A 17559-nucleotide genomic window follows, 5' to 3' on the forward strand; every position below is an offset into this window, starting at 1 on the left:
CAGCGGGTGAAGCCCGCTGTCTCGGCGCGCCGTTGCAGTCTCGCGGAACGGGTCAGGCGGTGAGGCGGGTGCGCAGGGCAGCGAGCTCGGCGTCGGTCAGGCCGCCGGACTGCAGGTACGCCGCCGAGCCGCCCTGCGCGTCGACCCACGCGAAGGCCTGCTCGATCGCGGCGGGGGGTGTCGCCGCGATGAGGTCGCGGATCTGGTCGGTCAGGGGGATCCCGAACTTCTCGACCATGGCATACATCTGCTGCGCCCACGGTCCCGCCAGGTTCTGCTGCGACGCGGCGTAGTCGGCGACGACGGCGGAGCGCTCCACGCCGACGGCATCGAGCACGAGCGCTGTGCTGACGCCCGTGCGGTCCTTGCCCGCCGTGCAGTGCACGAGCACGGCGGTCGGCGGGTCGACCGTCGCAGCGCCCACGAGGCGCGCGAGCTCCGCGAACGAGGGCGCGCCGTGCTGCAGCATGCTGACGTACATGTCGCCCAGGGCGGGGATCGCGGCGAGCATCTGCTGCATGGCCTGCGCCTTCGCGGCGGGGTCGCCCCCCTGCGCGACGGCCTGCAAGCCCTGCTGCGCGAGACCCGTCACAGCGCCCTCGAGCAGGGGCAGCTCGACGACGTGGAACGGCCTGCTCGTCGGCAGCCGGTCGGGCGCCATCTGCTGCTCGGTCGGCGTGCGGAAATCGACGATGACGCCGATGTCGCTCGCGGCGAGCTGCTCGAGCCCCTCGGGAGTGAGGGCGCTGAGAGCGTCGGATCGATAGAGGATGCCACCGGTCGACGTGCCGCCGCCGGTGAGCGGCATCCCGCCCGTGTCTCGGAAGTTGAAGGTGCCTGCCAGCGTCGTCGTCATGCGCTCAGCCTATTGAGCACGCTCCTCGATTCCGCCCTCGTCCAGGGTGAAACGGGGGTGAAACGGGGATGACTCGCGGCGGAACGGGCGTCAGGGCTCCAGGCGTGTCGGGCCCCGGAAGAGGTACGTCACTTCGCGGATCGAGTCCTGTCCGAGCAGCAGCATGAGCACGCGCGCGAGGCCCATGCCGAAGCCGCCGTGCGGCGGGGCGCCGTAGCGGAAGAAGTCGAAGTAGAACTCGAGGTGCTCGGGGTCGAGACCCTTCTCCTTCGCCTGCTCGATGAGCACGTCGACACGGTGCTCGCGCTGCGCGCCGGTCGTGATCTCGACGCCGTTGAAGAGCAGGTCGTACGACTTCGTGAGCCCCGTCTCTTCGTCGCGCATGTGGTAGAAAGCGCGGATCTCGGGGTGGTAGTCGGTGATGAAGACGAACTGGTGTCCGTAGGTCTCCTGGACGTATGCCGCGATCTGCCGCTCGCCCTCGGGATCGAGGTCGCCGTCGGTGCGAGGGATCTCATAGCCGCGCGCTGCGACGATGTCGCGCGCCTCGGCGAGCGGGATGCGCGGGAACGGGATCGCCGGCACGGTGATCTCGAGTCCGAACAGCTGCTCGATCTCTTCGCCGTGCTTGTCCTTGACCGCCTGGATGGCGAACTGCAGGAGCTCCTCCTGCATGCGGGCGACGTCTTCGTGCGAGTCGATCCAGCTGATCTCGGCGTCCACCGACGTGAACTCCGTCGCGTGGCGCGACGTGAACGACGGGTCGGCGCGGAAGGCGGGCGCGACCTCGAAGATCTTGCCGAAGCCGGCGACCTGCGCCATCTGCTTGAAGAACTGCGGCGACTGCGCGAGGTACGCCGTCTGGTCGTCGAAGTACTCGAGGGCGAACAGTTCGGCGTTGGACTCCGACGCCGACGCCATGAGCTTCGGCGAGTGCACCTCGATGTAGTCGCGCTCGATCCAGTAGGTGCGGAAAGCGTGCTCGAGAGTCGTCTGCACGCGGAAGATCAGGTTGTTGCGGCGCTGGCGCAGGTCGAGAAAACGCCAGTCCATGCGCTTGTCCAGGCCGCTGTCGGCGGCGATGGGCGTCTCGGGCAGTGCCGCCGCCGAGATGTCGAGGGAGCCGATCTTGATCTCGACGCCGCCGAGCTTGACGCGTTCGTCGTGCTTGAGCTCGCCGTGCACTGTCAGGAAGCTGCCCGTCGCGAGGTTCGAGATCGTGTCGGTGAGCGCGAGCGCTGCCGCGTCCTGCGCGGTGCCGTCCTCGGCCGGGCGGGTCGCGGGATTGACCAGCTGCACGGCGCCGGTCTCGTCACGCAGGATGACGAATTGCACCTTCTTCTGATCGCGGACGGTCTCGACCCATCCGGACACCGAGACGGGCCCGCCTTCGCGGGCGTGGAGCTGGGAGACGAGAGTGCGTTCGGTCACGAGGGTTCAGTCTACGTGCGGGTACGTTCGAAGGATGCCGCCGCACTCGCCAGAAGAAGACGCCAGCACCGAGTCTTCGCGCTCCCGCGACCTCTCGCAGTCGGATGATCGTCCCACGGACGTCCCGCCCCTGCCCGTCGACACTCCCCGCCCGGATCGGCGGTTCCGGCCGGGCCACGTCATCCTCAACGTCATCCGCGGCGCGCTCATCGGTCTCGCCGAGCTCGTTCCCGGGATCTCCGGCGGCACCGTGGCCCTCATCACGGGGGTGTTCGAGCGTCTCATCGACGGGGCATCGCACGTCGTGTCGGCCTTCAAGCGTCTGATCGCCGGTCCTGACCGCGGCCGCGGCTTCATCGCCGAGATCCGCCGGGTGGACTGGTGGCTCGTCGTGCCCGTCCTGGCGGGGATGATCGCGATCGTCCTGACACTCGCCGGCCCGGTGGAAGCTCTCGTGAGCGGCAACGTCGAAGCCTCGCGCGGGCTGTTCTTCGGCCTCGTCGCCGTCAGCATCATCGTGCCGCTGCGACTCATCCCGAAGGAGGCCCGCGGTGCTGCGGCCCACGTCGGAGGCATCGTTCTCTTCGTCGTCGCCGCTGTGCTCGCCTTCGTCCTCGTCGGGCTCGCCGGTGCGGAGGCTACGGTCGACCCGCCGCTGTGGGCCGTCGCGATCGCGGCCGCGATCGCGGTCTGCGCGCTCGTCGTGCCCGGCCTGTCCGGGTCGTTCTTCCTGCTCGCGGTCGGTCTCTACACGCCGACGCTGCGTGCCGTCGCCGAGCGCGACCTCGTCTACATCGGCATCTTCATGCTGGGTGCGATCGTGGGTCTGGTCAGCATCGTGCGCGTCGTCAAGTGGCTGCTCGACCGTCATCGTCGCCTGGCGCTGCTGGCGATGGCGGGACTGATGCTGGGATCCCTGCGCGCGCTGTGGCCGTGGCAGGCGACGGCGGGCGACTCCCATGGCGTGGGTGCGCTGCTGCTGCCGACCGACCCCATCGGTCTGCCGATCCTCCTCGCGGTGGTCGGAGCCGCAGCCGTCGTCGCCCTCCTGGTCGTCGAGCATCAGCTGCATCGCCGCACGTCGGCGCCGACTCGCGTGCCCAGCCTCGACATCGAGTGAGCGCGGGCGCTGACGACCCGCGCTCAGCGGCCCCACAGACGGCGCCCCCGTAGACTGGTCGGGTGCCCGCCGATCGCCTTCATCTCGTGCGCCACGGGGAGGTCCGCAATCCTCGCCGAGTGCTCTACGGTCGGCTTCCCGGATTCGGGTTGAGCGCCGACGGGCGAGGCATGGCGCGGCAGGCCGCCGAGTACGTCAGAAACCTCGAGCGCCCCGTCACGGCGCTCATCTGCTCGCCTCTGCAGCGCACGCGCGAGTCGGCCGAGCCGTTCACCGAGCTGTTCGGCATCGAACCCGTCATCGACGACCGCGTCATCGAGCCGACGAACGTCTTCGAGGGCAAGCGCATGACGCGGGCGCTGGCCAATCCGTGGAACTGGCGCCACCTGCGCAAGCCCGCCCTGCCCAGCTGGGGTGAAGCGTATGCCGAGGTCGTCGCCCGCATGGACGCCGCCATGACCGACGCGTGGAACGCCGCGCCCACCGGTGACGTCGTCATCGTCTCGCACCAGCTGCCCATCTGGATCACGCACCTCGCTGTCGCGGGACTGCCCCTGCGCCACGACCCCCGGTCACGACGCTGTGCGCTGTCGAGCGTCACGTCGTTCGAGCTGGTGGACGGCACCTGGGCCGAAGTGTCGTACGCGGCGCCCGCGACAACGGCCGGTGCGATCGACGTGGGGGCGGTGTGATGCGCGATCTGCCGGCACGCCGACGCGGCCGACGGCTGCGAGCCGCGGCATCCGCTCTTCTGGCGCTGACGCTCACGGCGTCCTTGGCCGCGTGCACGCAGGACCCGCTCGCGGAGCAGTACCGCGAGGGCAGCAACAAGGGCTACATCTCGGGCGATTTCCGCGTCGACGAGATCCCCGTCGACGAGCGGACGGAGCCCATCGATTTCGAGGGTGTGCTCGACACGGGCGGCACGACGACATCGGACGACTACCGCGGCGACGTGCTCGTCGTGAACTTCTGGTACGCGGCGTGCGCGCCCTGCCGGGTCGAAGCGCCCGTGCTCGAAGCCGTGCACGAGGAGTTCCAGGTCGACGGGGTGAACTTCCTCGGCATCAACCTGTACGACGGCGCCGAGGCCTCGCGCGCGTTCGCCGACACGTACGGCGTCGGCTATCCGAGCGTCCTGACGACCGAAGACGGCTCGATCAAGCTCGCCTTCGCGGGGCAGACTCCGCTGAGCGCCGTGCCCGTCACCCTCGTGCTCGACCGCGAGGGTCGCGTCGCGGCACGGGTCATCGGCATCGTCGAAGAGGAGTCGATCCTGCGGTCGCTCGTGCGCGACGCCATCGGAGAAGCGTGAACCCGGCCGCCGCCGTCGCCGACGGCTCGCTGCTCGTCGCCGTGCCGATCGCGATCCTCGCCGGTCTCATCTCGTTCCTCTCACCGTGCGTCCTGCCGCTCGTGCCGGGCTACCTCGGCTTCATCGCCGGCGCCGCCGCGCCGCGCCGCCCCCGCCCGACGCCTCGCGCCGAAGACGGCGCACTCCGGACAGCAACGGAGACCGAAGCGGATGCCGCACCCCCGCGCGGCCGACTGCTCGCGGGCGTGCTGCTGTTCATCGCGGGGTTCGCGGTCGTGTTCATGGCGCTGAACTTCTTCGCCGGCACGGTCGGGATCTTCTTCCTGCAGTACGCTGATGTCATCACGCGCATCCTGGGCGTCGTCGTGATCCTCCTCGGTCTCGTCTTCATCGGCGTGTTCGGATTTGCGCAGCGCATCGCGCGCCCGCAGGTGCGCGGGAACATCGGGCTCGTCGGGGCGCCGCTGCTCGGCCTCGCGCTCGGCATCGGCTGGGCCCCGTGCATCGGGCCGACGCTCGCCGTCATCCTGAACATGTCCTTCGACGCCGCGTCGGCCGGACGCGGAGCGCTCCTCGGGCTCGCGTACTCGCTCGGTCTCGGCATCCCGTTCGTGCTGCTCACGCTCGGGTTCGGCTGGGCGACGCGCTCGGTGTCGTTCCTGCGCCGCCACATCCGCACCGTCAACATCATCGGCGGCGTCCTGCTGATCCTCGTCGGGCTGCTCATGGTGACGGGCGTGTGGTCGATGTGGATGGCTCAGCTACAGGGGGTGTTCCAGAGTGTCCCGACGATCCTCTGACGTGTCGGATTCGCCCGTCGAGGGCACGCTGCGCCCCGCCGATCACGCGGATGCCGCGTCGACCGACATCCAGCAGCCGTCGCTCGGCGTCGTCGGCTGGATGCGCTGGATCTGGCGGCAGCTGACCTCGATGCGCACGGCCCTCGTGCTGCTGCTGCTGCTCGCGATCGCCGCCGTGCCGGGCTCGCTCGTGCCGCAGCGCAGCGCCGACCCCAACGGCGTCACGCAGTACTACACCGACAATCCCGACCTCGCCCCGGTCCTCGACAACCTGAGCATGTTCGACGTGTACACGTCGCCCTGGTTCTCGGCGATCTACATCCTGCTGTTCGTCTCGCTCATCGGGTGCGTCATCCCGCGCACGAAGCACCACTGGAAGGCGATGCGCTCGCGCCCGCCGCGCACGCCCGCGCGGCTCGAGCGCCTCGCCGCGCACCGCGTGAGCACGGTCGACCTGGCTGCCGGTGCGGACGCCGCGGATGCGGCATCCGTCGCCGTCGACCTCGCCGAGGAGCAGCTGCGCAAGAGCGGCTACCGCGTGCAGCGGTACGACACGCGCGGTGTGCCGTCGGTCTCGGCCGAACGCGGCTACCTGCGCGAGACGGGCAACCTCGTCTTCCACTCGTCTCTCGTCGGCGTGCTGCTGGCCGTCGGGATCGGGGGAGGCTTCACGTACACGGGACAGACCGTCATCATCGAGGGCCGCACCTTCGTCAACACCCTGCTGGACTACACCTCGTTCAACCCGGGACGCTTCGTCGACGCCGACGGCCTGACCCCCTACGCGCTCACGCTCGACCGGTTCGATGTGACCTACATCCCCTCGGGCGAGCAGGGCGGCGGTCAGGCCGGCGACTTCGTCGCGAACCTGACGGCGCAGCAGGTCGACGGCGACCCGCACCCCGTCGAAGTGCGGGTCAACCACCCGCTCGACATGGCCGGCGACCGCATCTACCTGATGGGCAACGGCTACGCCCCGGCCCTGACGATCCGCGACGCCGACGGCGAGGTCGTCTTCTCCGAGGCGGTGCCGTTCCTGCCGCAGGACGCCGCCATGACATCGCTCGGCGTCATCAAGGTGCCCGACGGGCTGCCCGAGCAGATCGGCCTCGTCGGGTTCTTCTACCCGACGCAGGTGGAGCTGCTCTCGGGCGCCTTCACGTCGAGCTACCCCGCGCTGATCAACCCCGTCGTGACCCTCGAGGTCTACCAGGGAGACCTCGGCATCAACGACGGTGTCCCGCGGTCGGTGTACACGCTGGACACGTCCGAGATGGAGGAGCTCGCGGGGCGCACGAACGGCGACTCGATCGAGATCGCGCCGGGGGAGACCGTCGATCTTCCGGACGGCCTCGGCACGCTCACGTTCGAGAACGCCGCGCCCGAGGGCGCCGAAGGCTATGACGGGTCGGTGCAACGCTACGTGTCGCTGTCGATCCATCGCGACGCGTCGGCGACGTGGGTGCTCGTGTTCGCCGTCCTGGCGACGCTGGGTCTGCTCACGGCGCTGTTCGTGCCGCGCCGTCGCGTCTGGGTCAAGGTCCGTCCCGACGGTCAGACGCTGCGCATCGAGTACGCCGGTCTCGCGCGCGGCGAGGATCCGACCCTCACGACGGCGGTCGACGAGGTCGCCGAACGCCACTCCGCCGCGCTCGCACAGCGAGGCCCCGGCCGGGATGCGGCATCCGCGGCGCACGTAGACTGAGAGTCATGTCCGACGCCATGCTCAGCCTCGATTCGGTCTCGGTGCTCCTGGTCTGGACGGCCATCGCGATCTACGCTCTCGCGTTCATCGCCTACGCCGTCGACCTGGCACGCCGCTCGGCCTCGACCGTGGCATCGCACGATGCCGCACGCGAACTGGTGGGAGCGGGGTACGCCGGGTCCGGGCGCGCGTCGGCGACGGCGACCATCGAGGCGCCCGTGTCGCAGCGACCCCGCATGCTGTGGGCGCGCATCGGCACGTCGCTCACGGTGCTGGGCTTCCTCTTCCAGACGGCGGGCGCCGTGACGCGCGGCATCGCGGCCGAACGGGTGCCGTGGTCGAACATGTACGAGTTCGCGCTGACCGGCACGTGCCTCATCATCGGGGTGTACCTCGTCGCGCTGTTCCGGTACGACCTGCGCTTCCTCGGCACCTTCATCACGGGCCTCGTCGTCGTGCTGCTCGGAGGTGCGACCCTCGGGTTCTATGTCGAGGTCGTGCCGCTGATGGACCCGCTCAAGTCGGTCTGGCTCGTCATCCACGTCTTCGTCGCGTCGCTGGCGACGGCCCTGTTCGGCCTCGCCTTCGGCCTGTCGATCACGCAGCTGATGCAGGCGCGGCGCGAGCGGCTCACGGCCGCTGCGGCGGCATCCGGCGATCCCGGCAAGACCGGACCGGGGTTCCTGCGCACGCTGCCGAATGCCGACACGCTCGAGACGCTCGCCTACCGGTTCGCGATCCTCGGCTTCATCTTCTGGACGTTCACCCTCATCGCCGGCTCGATCTGGGCCAACGACGCGTGGGGCCGCTACTGGGGCTTCGACACGAAGGAAGTGTGGACCTTCGTCATCTGGGTGCTCTACGCGGGCTACATCCACGCGCGTGCGACGCGCGGCTGGCGCGGTACGCGGTCGGCGTGGCTGTCGATCATCGGCTTCACGGCCGTCGTGTTCAACTTCACGATCGTGAACATGTTCTTCAAGGGGCTGCACGCCTACTCCGGCCTGAGCTGACCCCCTCGGCTGTTCCCCGGCTGTTCCCCGGCTGTTCCCCGGTCGTTCGTCGAGCGGGTCGTTCGTCGAGCGGGTCGTTCGTCGAGCGGGTCGTTCGTTTGCCTCAGACTGTCGACGTCACTGGGCTGCAGCATCCATGTGAGGCAAGTGAACGAGCGGGAGTCCTGTTCATTTGCCTCGAACAGTCGGTGCATCGGGCACGCGGGAGCGATGTGGGGCAAACGAACTGATCGTGGAATGCCTGGGGCGAGCGGACTGATCGTGGAATGCCTGGGGCAAACGAGCTGATCGTGGAATGCCTGGGGCAAACGAACTGATCGGGGGATGCCGCGGGCACGCGCGCCGTCGCGGCGGTCAGGCGATCGCGGGCGAGGCCTTCAACAGCGCGCGAGCGCTCGTCGTGCGACGGCGGACGACCGCGAGGACGGTCGCGCCGAAGGCCAGCACGGCCCAGACCAGGAGCCCGGCCCAGCCTGCGCCGAGCCCTTCGGCCGAGGTGAGCGCGGCGACCATGCCGTTGTATGCGGGGGCGGTCGGCAGCAGCGCGGCGATGCCCGACAGGGCACCGGGCACGGTCGAGACGACCCCGGTCGCGACGGCGAGCACACCGACGAGAGCCGAGATCCAGCGTCCGGCTCCGCCGAACACGGCCACGAGCGCCTGGTTGACGGCGGCGAAGGCGATGCCGGCGACGACCGCGACGCCCGCGAACGTCCACCACTGACCCCAGTCGTACGAGGCGGCGAGCTGCACGACGCCCGCGACGAGGACGCCCTGCGCGGCGCCGAGCGCGGCCGCCGGAAGGAACGCCCGCAGCGCGAGCGTCGCCGACGACTCGCGAGCCGAGAGCGCCCGGCGCGAGACGGCCTGGAGGGCGATGAAGGTGCCCAGTCCGCCGAACCACAGCGCGAGCATCGCGAGCAGCGGGATCGCCGACGCGCCGAAGATCGATGTGCCCACCCCGTCGGCTCGGACGGGGTTCGCGACGACTTCGGCGAGGCTCGCCGCCTCGGCCTCGGTGTAGGTCGGAACCTCGTCGACCGCGGTCCCGAGCCCGGTCGCGAGCTCGTCGGTGCCGTCGGCGAGCTGCTGCACGCCGTCGGCGAGCGAGATCGCGCCGGTTCCCGCCTCGTCGATGCCGCCCGCGAGCTGCGAGGCGCCCGAGGCGAGCTGCCCCGCGCCTGCCGCCGACTGGTCGATGCCGCCGGCGAGCTGGGCGACGCCTCCGCCGAGCGAAGCGACGTTCGTCGAGATCGTGCGCAGCTGACCGGCGAGCTGGGCGGGCGCCTGCTGGGCGAGCTGCGCGAGACCGCCGGACGTGTACTGCGTGAGCGCGACAGCGCCGGGGTTCGCCTGCGTGCCGTCGCCGGTGAGGATCACGGATGCCGTGCCCGCGGACAGCGCGGCATCGGCGAGCTGCGCGCAGAACTCCGCGGACTGCGTGCACGAAGCCGCGAGGGTCTGCAGGCTCGCCGCCGCCTCGCCCGCGCTCGTCGCGGCCATTCCCGTCGCCGTGGCCGCGCCGTTCGCGACGCTCGTGAGTTCGGCCGGCACGATGCCCGTGGCCTCGAGCTCAGCCGCACCGGCATCGACACCGGCCGCCAGCCGGCTCGCGCCGGTCGCGGCGTCCCGGGCGCCGGTCCCGAGCTGCCCGAGCCCCTGCTGCAGTGCCGTTGCTCCCGACGCGAGTCCCGTCGCCCCGTCGGCGAGCTGCGGCATCCCGTCGGCGAGCTGGGACGCTCCGTCAGACGCCTGGGTCGCGCCGTCCGCGAGCTGCGTCGCACCCGACGCTGCGTCGCCGAGCTGGTCGCCGAGGGTCGTGAAGCCGAGCAGGACGTTCTCGAGATACACCGTCGAGAGCTGCTCTCCCATGACGGATGCCGCAGCCGAGGCCACCTGCGCCGTGATGGCGTCGTCGACGATGAGGCTGTCCGGGGGCGTCTGCACTTCGATCGTCGCTCGCTCGGGCGTCTCACCGGGGCGGGTCGAGGTCGCCGCGGCCGAGAAGTTCGACGGGATCGTGATGACGGCCGCGTACGTGCCGTCGGCGAGTCCCTCGCGGGCATCGTCGGCGTTCGAGATCGTCCAGGAGAGGTTCGAGGGCTGGTCGTCGGAGCCCTCGACGAGCCCCGCGGTCAGTTGCCGGCCGAGCGGCACGAGCTGGTCGTCGATCGTGACGGCCTGGTCCTCGTTCACGACGGCGGCCTGCAGCCCGTCGAGCCGCTCGACGGGGTTGTAGAGCGCCGCGACGAGGATGCCGCCGATGATGACGGGCAGCAGGAGCACGCCGAGCAGCGTGAGCCAGGTCACGGGGCGGCGCGAGCGAGCGCGTTCGATCGGGGCGTGGAGTGTCATGAGGTCACCTCTGCGGTCGCCGTGCGCGCTCCGGCACGCAGAGCGAGAGTGGTCAGGTCGGGCCGATGGGCGTCGGCGAGGAGGGCGAGGGCAGGACCCTCGGATCGTGCGGTCGCCACGACGGTGAGCGCCGTGCGGGCGGAGCCGGCGGCATCCCGCAGCAATGCCGCGACCTGGTCGCGCGCGGCGGCGTCGAGGGCGTCGAGCCCGTCGATGACGACCAGCTGCGTGCGTCCGCGCAGCGCGCGGCGGACCTCGCGCACGGGGTCGTCCGCGTCGGCGAGCAGTGCGACGCCGACGTGCGCGCGCACCCACGCGCCGCGGCCGGGCAGCAGATGGCCGGCGACGCGCAGGCGCCCGTCGCTCGGGGTGAGACGGCCCGCCACCGTGAGCGCGAAGGCTCGCGCTGCGCGCGGGTCGCCCGTGGCCAGCAGGGTCCCGCCGGGCTCGACGCGGAACGATGCGTCGTCGTACAGAACGACCTCGCCCGCCGTGCGGCCGGTCTCGGCGCGCACCGTGACGCGCTCGCCGACGACGGCAGCCGTCGTGGCGGGCTCGGGCCAGTCCGCGAGGGCGAGCTCGCGCTCGACCGCTTCGCCCTCGATGTCGAAGTGGGGCAGCAGCCGGTCGAGCCAGCGCGGCATCCACCAGGCCTTGTCGCCGAGCAGCGCCATGAGCGCCGGGATCAGGGTCATGCGCACGAGGAACGCGTCGACCGCGATGCCGACGGCGAGACCGAGCGCGATCGGTTTGATCGACGAGTCCCCTTCGGGCACGAATGCCGCGAAGACGGCGAACATGATGAGCGCCGCCGCGGTGACGACGCGTGCCGAGGCGGTGAACCCCGACCGCACCGCACCGACCGCGGTGAGCCGGTCGGCGCGACCCTTGCGGGCGCGCGAGGCGTGCACGTAGTCCTCGCGCATGCGCGAGACGAGGAACACCTGATAGTCCATCGCGAGGCCGAACAGCACGCCCATCAGGACGATCGGCATGAAGCTGATGACCGGGCCGACCCGGGCGACGTGCAGCAGGTCGGCGAACCAGCCCCATTCGAAGACGGCCGCGACGACGCCGAACGCGGCGAGCACGGACAGCAGGTACCCCAGGGTCGCGGTGAGCGGCACGGCGATCGAGCGGAAGACGATCATGAGCAGGATGAACGAAAGTCCGACGACGAAGATCCCGAACGGCAGGAGGGCCGCACCGAGACGGTCCGAGATGTCGATCGCGACGGCGGTGAAGCCCGTCACGGTCAGATCGATGCCGTATTCGTCGTAGAGGCGATCGGCCTCGGCGCGAATGTCGCGCACGAGCTGTGCGGTCTCGGGTGCATCGGGCGCCGTCTCGGGCACGACCTGGATGATGCCGGTGTCGGCCGTCTCGTTCGGGGTTGCCAGGGCGATCTCGGCGACGCCGGGCACCCGCTCGATCTCGGCGGCGAGATCCTCCATGAGCCCGAGGGGATCGGTCGACGTGACGATCGTGCCGGTCAGGATGAGCGGGCCGTTGAAGCCCGGCCCGAACTGCTCCGCCGTCAGGTCGTAGCTCTGCCGCGCCTGCGAGGCGGCCGGCTGCACGCCGGCGTTCGGCAGCGCGAGCGCGAGGCTTCCCGCGGGGATCGCGAGGACGCCGAGCCCGACGACGACGGCCACGGTCGTGATCACGGGATGCCGCGTCACCCCCGTGACCCAGCGGGTCGCGAATCCGCGGCGAGGCCGCGACGATCGGGCGGGTGCGCGGCGCGGCATCCGTCCCTTCACGCGACCCTTGACGAAGCCGAGCAGGGCGGGCGTGAGCGTGACCGCGACGGCGACCGAGATGGCGACGGCGACGGATGCGGCGATGCCCATCGTCGTGAGGAACGGGATGTTCGCGAAGCTCAAGCCCACGAGCGCGATGAGCACCGTGACACCGGCGAAGACGACGGCCGATCCCGCCGTGCCGGTCGCGCGGGCGACGGACTCCTCGGGATCCATGCCGCCGCGCACCTGATCCTGATGTCGCGCGGCGATGAACAGGGCGTAGTCGATGCCGACCGCGAGTCCCAGCATGAGGGCCAGGAGCGGCGTCGTCGACGAGACCGAGGCGACGGCCGTGGCGAGCAGGATGAGGGCCATCGACAGGCCCACGCCCACGAGCGCCGTGGCGAGGGGGAGGCCCGCGACGAGGAAGGAGCGGAAGGTCACCATCAGCACGAGCAGCGCGATCAGCACGCCGACGAGCTCGGTGACGGTGAGGCCGGGCACCGACACCGAGAAGAGGTCTCCGCCCAGAGCCACCTCGGAGCCGGCGGGCAGACCCTCCGCGAGCGCGTCGGCGACGTCGGTGAGTTGTGCCGTGGTCTCGGGGGAGACATCGGTGGCCTGGCCGTCGAACTGCAGGCGGATGATGGCGGCGCTCTCGTCGTCGTTCACGAGGCCCGAGATCATCTCGTCGAACGGATCGGTGACGCCGAGGATCTCGTCGATCGCGCCGAATTCGGTCACGGCGGCCGTGATCGCGTCGGCGTATGCGCCGTCGACGACCCGATCGCCGTCGGCGGCCACCACGACGAGCTGTGCGCTCGTGCCGCTCACCTGCGGGAAGGTGCGTTCGAGCTGCTCGAGGCCGGCTTGGGACTCGGTGCCCGGGATCGTGAAGGCGTTGTCGGTGCCCTTGCTGAACGCGAGCGCTCCACCGCCGGCGATGCCGAGCAGCAGGATCCAGGCGACGAGGACGCGCCAAGGGTGGCGGTACGACCAGCGGCCGAGCGAGTACAGAAGAGTCGACACAGCGTCTCCGGCTTCGTGGGTTCAGGCGGGGTGGATACAGTGCTGTATCGGATACACGAATGTATCGTAAGGTGTGCCGAGGCTCTCAAGCTGGGCGGCCCGTGTGAAGATGGCCCGAGGAGGATGCGCATGAGCGATGTGACCGTCACGCGTCGCCGCGAGGCGACCCGGCAGAAGCTCCTCGACGCCGCCGCACAGGTGTTCGCCGAAGTCGGCGTGGATGCGGCATCCGTCGAAGTCATCTGCGAGCGCGCCGGCTTCAGCCGCGGAGCCTTCTATTCGAACTTCGAGACCAAGGACGAGCTCATGCTCGCGCTCACCGAGCGCGTCGCGGAGCAGAAGATCGACCTCGTCACGGCCCGCATCGCCGAGTTGAGTGAGACGGGCGAGCAGTTCACTCCGGCGGACATCGTGCAGCGCGTGCTCGACGTCGCGATCGACGAGAAGATGGGCATTCTGCTCACGAGCGAGATCCGCACGCGCGCCATGCGCGACGCGGCCCTCGCGACGGCGTATCTCGCGTGGCAGGCGGGCCTGGTCGAGCGCGTCGCCGGCGTCATCGCCGAACTCAGCGCCCGGTACGGGCTGACGCTGCGGCTGCCCGAGCGCGATTTCGCCCAGCTGATCCTGCAGCAGTGGGAGGACACGGCGGCTTACGCCGTCATGGCCGGCCTCGACTTCACGGCGATGTGCGCACTCGTCAACGAGCGCACCGCGAACCTCGCGACAGCGCTCGTCGAACCCGCCTGACGCGGGAGCCGTCGGCGCCCTGCGCGCGTGGCGGTGCGGCCGGGGTGCGCCGGGTCAGCGCGCCTCGAGCAGGGTGTGGCGGTGCGGCCGGGGCGTGCCGGGTCAGCGCGCCGCGAGTAGCGTGTGGCAGCGCTCCACACGATCGAGCCACCACGCCCGACGCTCGGCGGATGCCGCGTGCTCGGCGAGCAGGGCGGGGTCGGCGCTCACGCGCCCGACCGGCAGTGACCCGCCGCGCGGAGTGAGCGGGGCGGCGACCACGTCGGCCGTGAGGAGCGACGCCGTGCCGAGCCCGCAGTCGTAGTCGAGCTCGGGCAGGGCGGCGGCGAGGGCGACGCCCATCGCGAGCCCGATCGAGGTGTCGAGCGCGCTCGAGACGACGGCCGGCAGCCCCGCGGCCTCGACGATGTCGAGCGCCCGGCGCACGCCGCCGAGCGGCTGCGCCTTGACGACGAGCAGGTCCGCCGCGCCCGCGCGGGCGACGGCGAGGGGGTCTTCGGCCTTGCGGACGCTCTCGTCGGCCGCGATCGGGATGCCCATGTAGGCCACGCGCCGGCGCAGTTCCGCGAGCTCGTCCAAAGTCGCGCACGGCTGCTCGGCATACTCGAGGTCGTATTCGGCGAAGGCGTGGATCGCGCGCTCGGCTTCGTCGATGTTCCACGCGCCGTTCGCGTCGACGCGGATGCGGCCCTCGGGCCCCAGCGCCTGGCGTACGGCCGCGACGCGCGCGATGTCGTCGGCCAGTGTGCTCTCGCCGCCGACCTTGACCTTGGCGGTGCGGCAGCCGTCGAAGCGGGCGAGGACGCCGCCGACCGACGCGGCGGGAACGGCCGGCACCGTGGCGTTGACCGGCACGAGGTCGCGCCGCGGCGCCGGTTGCCGCTGCCACCCGTAGTCGATCGACGCGGCGAGCCACGTCGCGGCCTCGGCGTCGTCGTACTCGGCGAAGGGCGAGAACTCCGTCCACCCCTCGGGTCCCTCGAGAACGACGGCCTCGCGCACGTCGATCCCGCGGAAGCGTGTCGCGAGCGGCAGGGATACGACGTGCGCGTTCGCGAGGATGTCGGCGAGGGGAGGCGGGGTCATGCCCCCATCCTGCCGCGAGGAGCGTCGACAACTCCGGACTTTCTTTGAGGACGCCCGGTTTGGGCCCTCGATGTGCCGGTTCCTCCGGAGTTGTCGGGCCGATGTGCGGATTCATCCGGAGTTCTCGACGTCGACACCGTGAACAATGATGTGCTCTTGCCAATAGTGTGTGTCACACGGTATCGTGTCAGGCGTGAGCGAAACGGAAGCCCTCGAGACGCACCGGCAGGAGCTGCGGCGCGGCACGGTCGTGCTGGCCTGTCTGCGCCTGCTCGAACAGCCCGGCTACGGCTACGGCCTGCTCGAAGAGCTGCGATCCCGGGGCTTCGACACGGATGCGAACACGCTGTACCCGCTCCTGCGCCGGCTGGAGAAGCAGGGGCATCTGACGAGCGAGTGGAACACCGACGAGGCTCGGCCCCGCAAGTTCTACCGCACGAGCGACGCCGGCGCGCGTCTGCTCGCCACTCTCACCGACGACTTCCGCTCGATCGCCGCCGCGATCGAGGGGCTCCCTCAGGAGGACTCATGAACGCCATGACCCTGACCGACCGCTACATCGACGCCGCGATGCGCACGGTGCCCGAGAAGCAGCGCGCTGACTTGGCCGCCGAGCTCCGCGCCTCCATCGACGATCAGATCGACGCCCGCCTCGACGAGGGCCTGGCGCGCGACGATGCGGAGCACGCCGTGCTCACCGAGCTCGGCGATCCCGACAAGCTCGCCGCCGATTACACCGACCGGCCGCTGTTCCTCATCGGGCCGCGGTACTACCTCACGTGGTGGCGCCTGCTCAAGCTCCTGTGGGCGATCGTGCCCGCGTGCGCCGTCGTCGGCACGACGCTCGGCATGTCGCTCGCGCAAGAGCCTGTCGGCGAGATCTTCGGCACGGCGTGGGCCGTGCTCATGGGCAGCATCGTGCACATCGCGTTCTGGACGACGCTCGTCTTCTTCATCGTCGAGCGCGCCGCCCGCGGCGCCGATGTCGGGTTCGTCGGCGAGTGGACCCTCGATCGGCTGCCCGAGCCCCGCGAACGCGGCGCGACGCTCAGCGATCTCGTCGCCTCGCTCGTGCTGCTCGCGGTCATGGCCGGCGCGGTGCTGTGGGACCACTTCGTCGGCGTCGTCTACTTCGCGGACGGCGGGGGCTGGGTGTCGTTCCTCGCGCCCGACCTCTGGCCGGTGGGGATCGCCGTGCTTCTGCTGCTGATCGCCCTCGAGGCCCTGCTCGCGATCGCGGTCTACGCGCGAGGCCGATGGGACACGCGACTGGCGACGATCAACGTCGTGCTCAACCTCGCGATCGTCGTGCCGGCGGTGTGGCTGCTGCTCACCGATCGCCTGCTCAACCCCGAGTTCTTCCCGACCTTCGTGCCCGATGACGGCGAGACCGTCACGACGATCATCGCGGTGATCTTCGGCTTCGGAATCGTCGGCATCGCGGTGTGGGATGCGATCGACGCCTTCCTCAAGGCCCGTCGCTCGCGCTGACCTCGCCCGTGAGGCGGCGGACGTAGGCTGAGGCACATGCTCTTCGACACTCCGGTCCGGCTGGGCGTGCAGTTGCAGCCCCAGCACGTCACCTACCCCGACCTGCGCGACGCGGTCCGCCGCCTCGAGGACATGGGCGTGGACGTCCTGTTCAACTGGGATCACTTCTTCCCCCTGCGCGGGGAGCCCGACGGCCTCCACTTCGAATCGTGGACGATGCTCGGCGCGTGGGCCGAGCAGACCGAGCGCGTCGAGTTCGGGTCGCTGGTCAACTGCAACAGCTACCGCAACCCCGACCTGCAGGCGGACATGGCCCGCACGATCGACCACATCTCGGCCAAGGGCGGCGAGGGCCGGTTCATCTTCGGGACGGGCGCGGGATGGTTCCAGCGCGACTACGACGAGTACGGCTACGAGTTCGGCACCCCCGGCACGCGCCTGAACGACCTCGCCGACGGGCTCGCCCGCATCGAGGCGCGCTGGGCGAAGCTCAACCCGGCGCCGACGCGCCGCATCCCGATCATGATCGGCGGGAAGGGCGAGCAGAAGACCCTGCGCCTCGTCGCCCGGCACGCCGACATCTGGCACAGCTTCGTCGCGCCCGAAGAGATGCCGCACAAGCTCTCCGTCATCGACCGGTGGGCCGAGGAGGAGGGCCGGGACACGTCGAACCTCGTCGTCTCCAACGAATTGGAGCGCCGCGATGAAGACGTCGCCGACGCCCTCTACGACGCCGGCACGCGCATGTTCACGCTCGGATTCGCCGGGCCCGACTACGACTTCGGCCTCGTCCGGTCGTGGCTGCGCTGGCGTGACGCCAAGAACGGCGCGTGAGTCGCGGCATCCGTCGCCGTAAGGTGAAA

General features: G+C 70.6%; 15 protein-coding genes. 10 read left to right on the forward strand and 5 right to left on the reverse strand.

All coding sequences use genetic code 11. The features are described 5' to 3' along the window. Positions 1 to 52 precede the first annotated feature (52 nt). On the reverse strand, positions 53 to 856 hold the full coding sequence (locus ACFC3F_RS00005) for a tyrosine-protein phosphatase (protein ID WP_376124963.1): 804 nt from the start codon (positions 854 to 856) through the stop codon (positions 53 to 55). A 90-nt stretch (positions 857 to 946) separates the two neighbouring features. Further along, positions 947 to 2287 (reverse strand): aspartate--tRNA(Asn) ligase, encoded by a 1341-nt coding sequence (gene aspS / locus ACFC3F_RS00010; protein WP_376124966.1) that lies wholly within the window; start codon positions 2285 to 2287, stop codon positions 947 to 949. 34 nt (positions 2288 to 2321) lie between these two features. Between aspS and ACFC3F_RS00015 the strand changes: the two genes are divergently transcribed. The 6 genes from ACFC3F_RS00015 to ccsB all read left to right on the forward strand — a co-directional run bounded on the left by ACFC3F_RS00015 (position 2322) and on the right by ccsB (position 8240). Next, positions 2322 to 3407 carry a DUF368 domain-containing protein gene (locus ACFC3F_RS00015; protein ID WP_376124969.1) on the forward strand — a complete coding sequence of 362 codons (1086 nt, stop codon included), beginning with the start codon at positions 2322 to 2324 and terminating at the stop codon, positions 3405 to 3407. A 62-nt stretch (positions 3408 to 3469) separates the two neighbouring features. Further along, positions 3470 to 4099: a histidine phosphatase family protein gene (locus ACFC3F_RS00020; RefSeq protein WP_376124972.1), complete on the forward strand. Its 630-nt coding sequence runs from the start codon at positions 3470 to 3472 to the stop codon at positions 4097 to 4099. Next, complete coding sequence (locus ACFC3F_RS00025) at positions 4099 to 4722, forward strand: TlpA family protein disulfide reductase (protein ID WP_376124975.1); 624 nt, start codon at positions 4099 to 4101, stop codon at positions 4720 to 4722. Before ACFC3F_RS00020 ends, ACFC3F_RS00025 begins: the two co-directional genes overlap by 1 nt. Continuing rightward, positions 4719 to 5522: a cytochrome c biogenesis CcdA family protein gene (locus ACFC3F_RS00030; protein ID WP_376124977.1), complete on the forward strand. Its 804-nt coding sequence runs from the start codon at positions 4719 to 4721 to the stop codon at positions 5520 to 5522. Before ACFC3F_RS00025 ends, ACFC3F_RS00030 begins: the two co-directional genes overlap by 4 nt. 1 nt (position 5523) lies before the next feature. Then, the gene (locus ACFC3F_RS00035) at positions 5524 to 7227 is read left to right on the forward strand and encodes a cytochrome c biogenesis protein ResB (RefSeq protein WP_376124980.1); all 1704 of its coding nucleotides are present in this window, start codon (positions 5524 to 5526) and stop codon (positions 7225 to 7227) included. Between the two features lie 5 nt (positions 7228 to 7232). Further along, a complete protein-coding gene (gene ccsB, locus ACFC3F_RS00040; RefSeq protein ID WP_376124983.1) occupies positions 7233 to 8240 on the forward strand; it encodes a c-type cytochrome biogenesis protein CcsB in 1008 nt (335 codons plus the stop codon). Positions 8241 to 8594: 354 nt separating this feature from the next. Here ccsB and ACFC3F_RS00045 read toward each other — a convergent pair whose 3' ends face one another. Both ACFC3F_RS00045 and ACFC3F_RS00050 read right to left on the reverse strand, forming a co-directional pair. Next, positions 8595 to 10595 (reverse strand): YhgE/Pip family protein, encoded by a 2001-nt coding sequence (locus ACFC3F_RS00045; protein WP_376124986.1) that lies wholly within the window; start codon positions 10593 to 10595, stop codon positions 8595 to 8597. Then, a complete protein-coding gene (locus ACFC3F_RS00050) occupies positions 10592 to 13369 on the reverse strand; it encodes an MMPL family transporter (protein WP_376124988.1) in 2778 nt (925 codons plus the stop codon). The genes ACFC3F_RS00045 and ACFC3F_RS00050 overlap by 4 nt, the downstream gene beginning before the upstream one ends. 129 nt (positions 13370 to 13498) lie before the next feature. Here ACFC3F_RS00050 and ACFC3F_RS00055 point away from each other — a divergent pair, with 129 nt between their 5' ends. After that, positions 13499 to 14119: a TetR/AcrR family transcriptional regulator gene (locus ACFC3F_RS00055; RefSeq protein WP_376124990.1), complete on the forward strand. Its 621-nt coding sequence runs from the start codon at positions 13499 to 13501 to the stop codon at positions 14117 to 14119. A 102-nt stretch (positions 14120 to 14221) separates the two neighbouring features. On the opposite strand, the gene ACFC3F_RS00060 is transcribed toward ACFC3F_RS00055, so the two are convergent. Further along, the gene (locus tag ACFC3F_RS00060) at positions 14222 to 15205 is read right to left on the reverse strand and encodes an o-succinylbenzoate synthase (RefSeq protein ID WP_376124992.1); all 984 of its coding nucleotides are present in this window, start codon (positions 15203 to 15205) and stop codon (positions 14222 to 14224) included. A 193-nt stretch (positions 15206 to 15398) separates the two neighbouring features. On the opposite strand from ACFC3F_RS00060, the gene ACFC3F_RS00065 reads away from it, so the two are divergent. Genes ACFC3F_RS00065 through ACFC3F_RS00075 form a run of 3 tightly spaced genes read left to right on the forward strand, consistent with a single transcriptional unit; the run spans position 15399 to position 17530 of the window. Next, a complete protein-coding gene (locus tag ACFC3F_RS00065) occupies positions 15399 to 15737 on the forward strand; it encodes a PadR family transcriptional regulator (protein WP_376124994.1) in 339 nt (112 codons plus the stop codon). Then, positions 15734 to 16696 (forward strand): permease prefix domain 1-containing protein, encoded by a 963-nt coding sequence (locus ACFC3F_RS00070; RefSeq protein WP_376124996.1) that lies wholly within the window; start codon positions 15734 to 15736, stop codon positions 16694 to 16696. The genes ACFC3F_RS00065 and ACFC3F_RS00070 overlap by 4 nt, the downstream gene beginning before the upstream one ends. Before the next feature lie 36 nt (positions 16697 to 16732). Then, the gene (locus ACFC3F_RS00075) at positions 16733 to 17530 is read left to right on the forward strand and encodes an LLM class F420-dependent oxidoreductase (RefSeq protein WP_376124998.1); all 798 of its coding nucleotides are present in this window, start codon (positions 16733 to 16735) and stop codon (positions 17528 to 17530) included. The last annotated feature ends 29 nt before the right edge of the window (positions 17531 to 17559 follow it).

Origin of the sequence: Microbacterium sp. NPDC055910, assembly GCF_042271185.1 — a bacterium.
Lineage (GTDB): Bacteria > Actinomycetota > Actinomycetes > Actinomycetales > Microbacteriaceae > Microbacterium.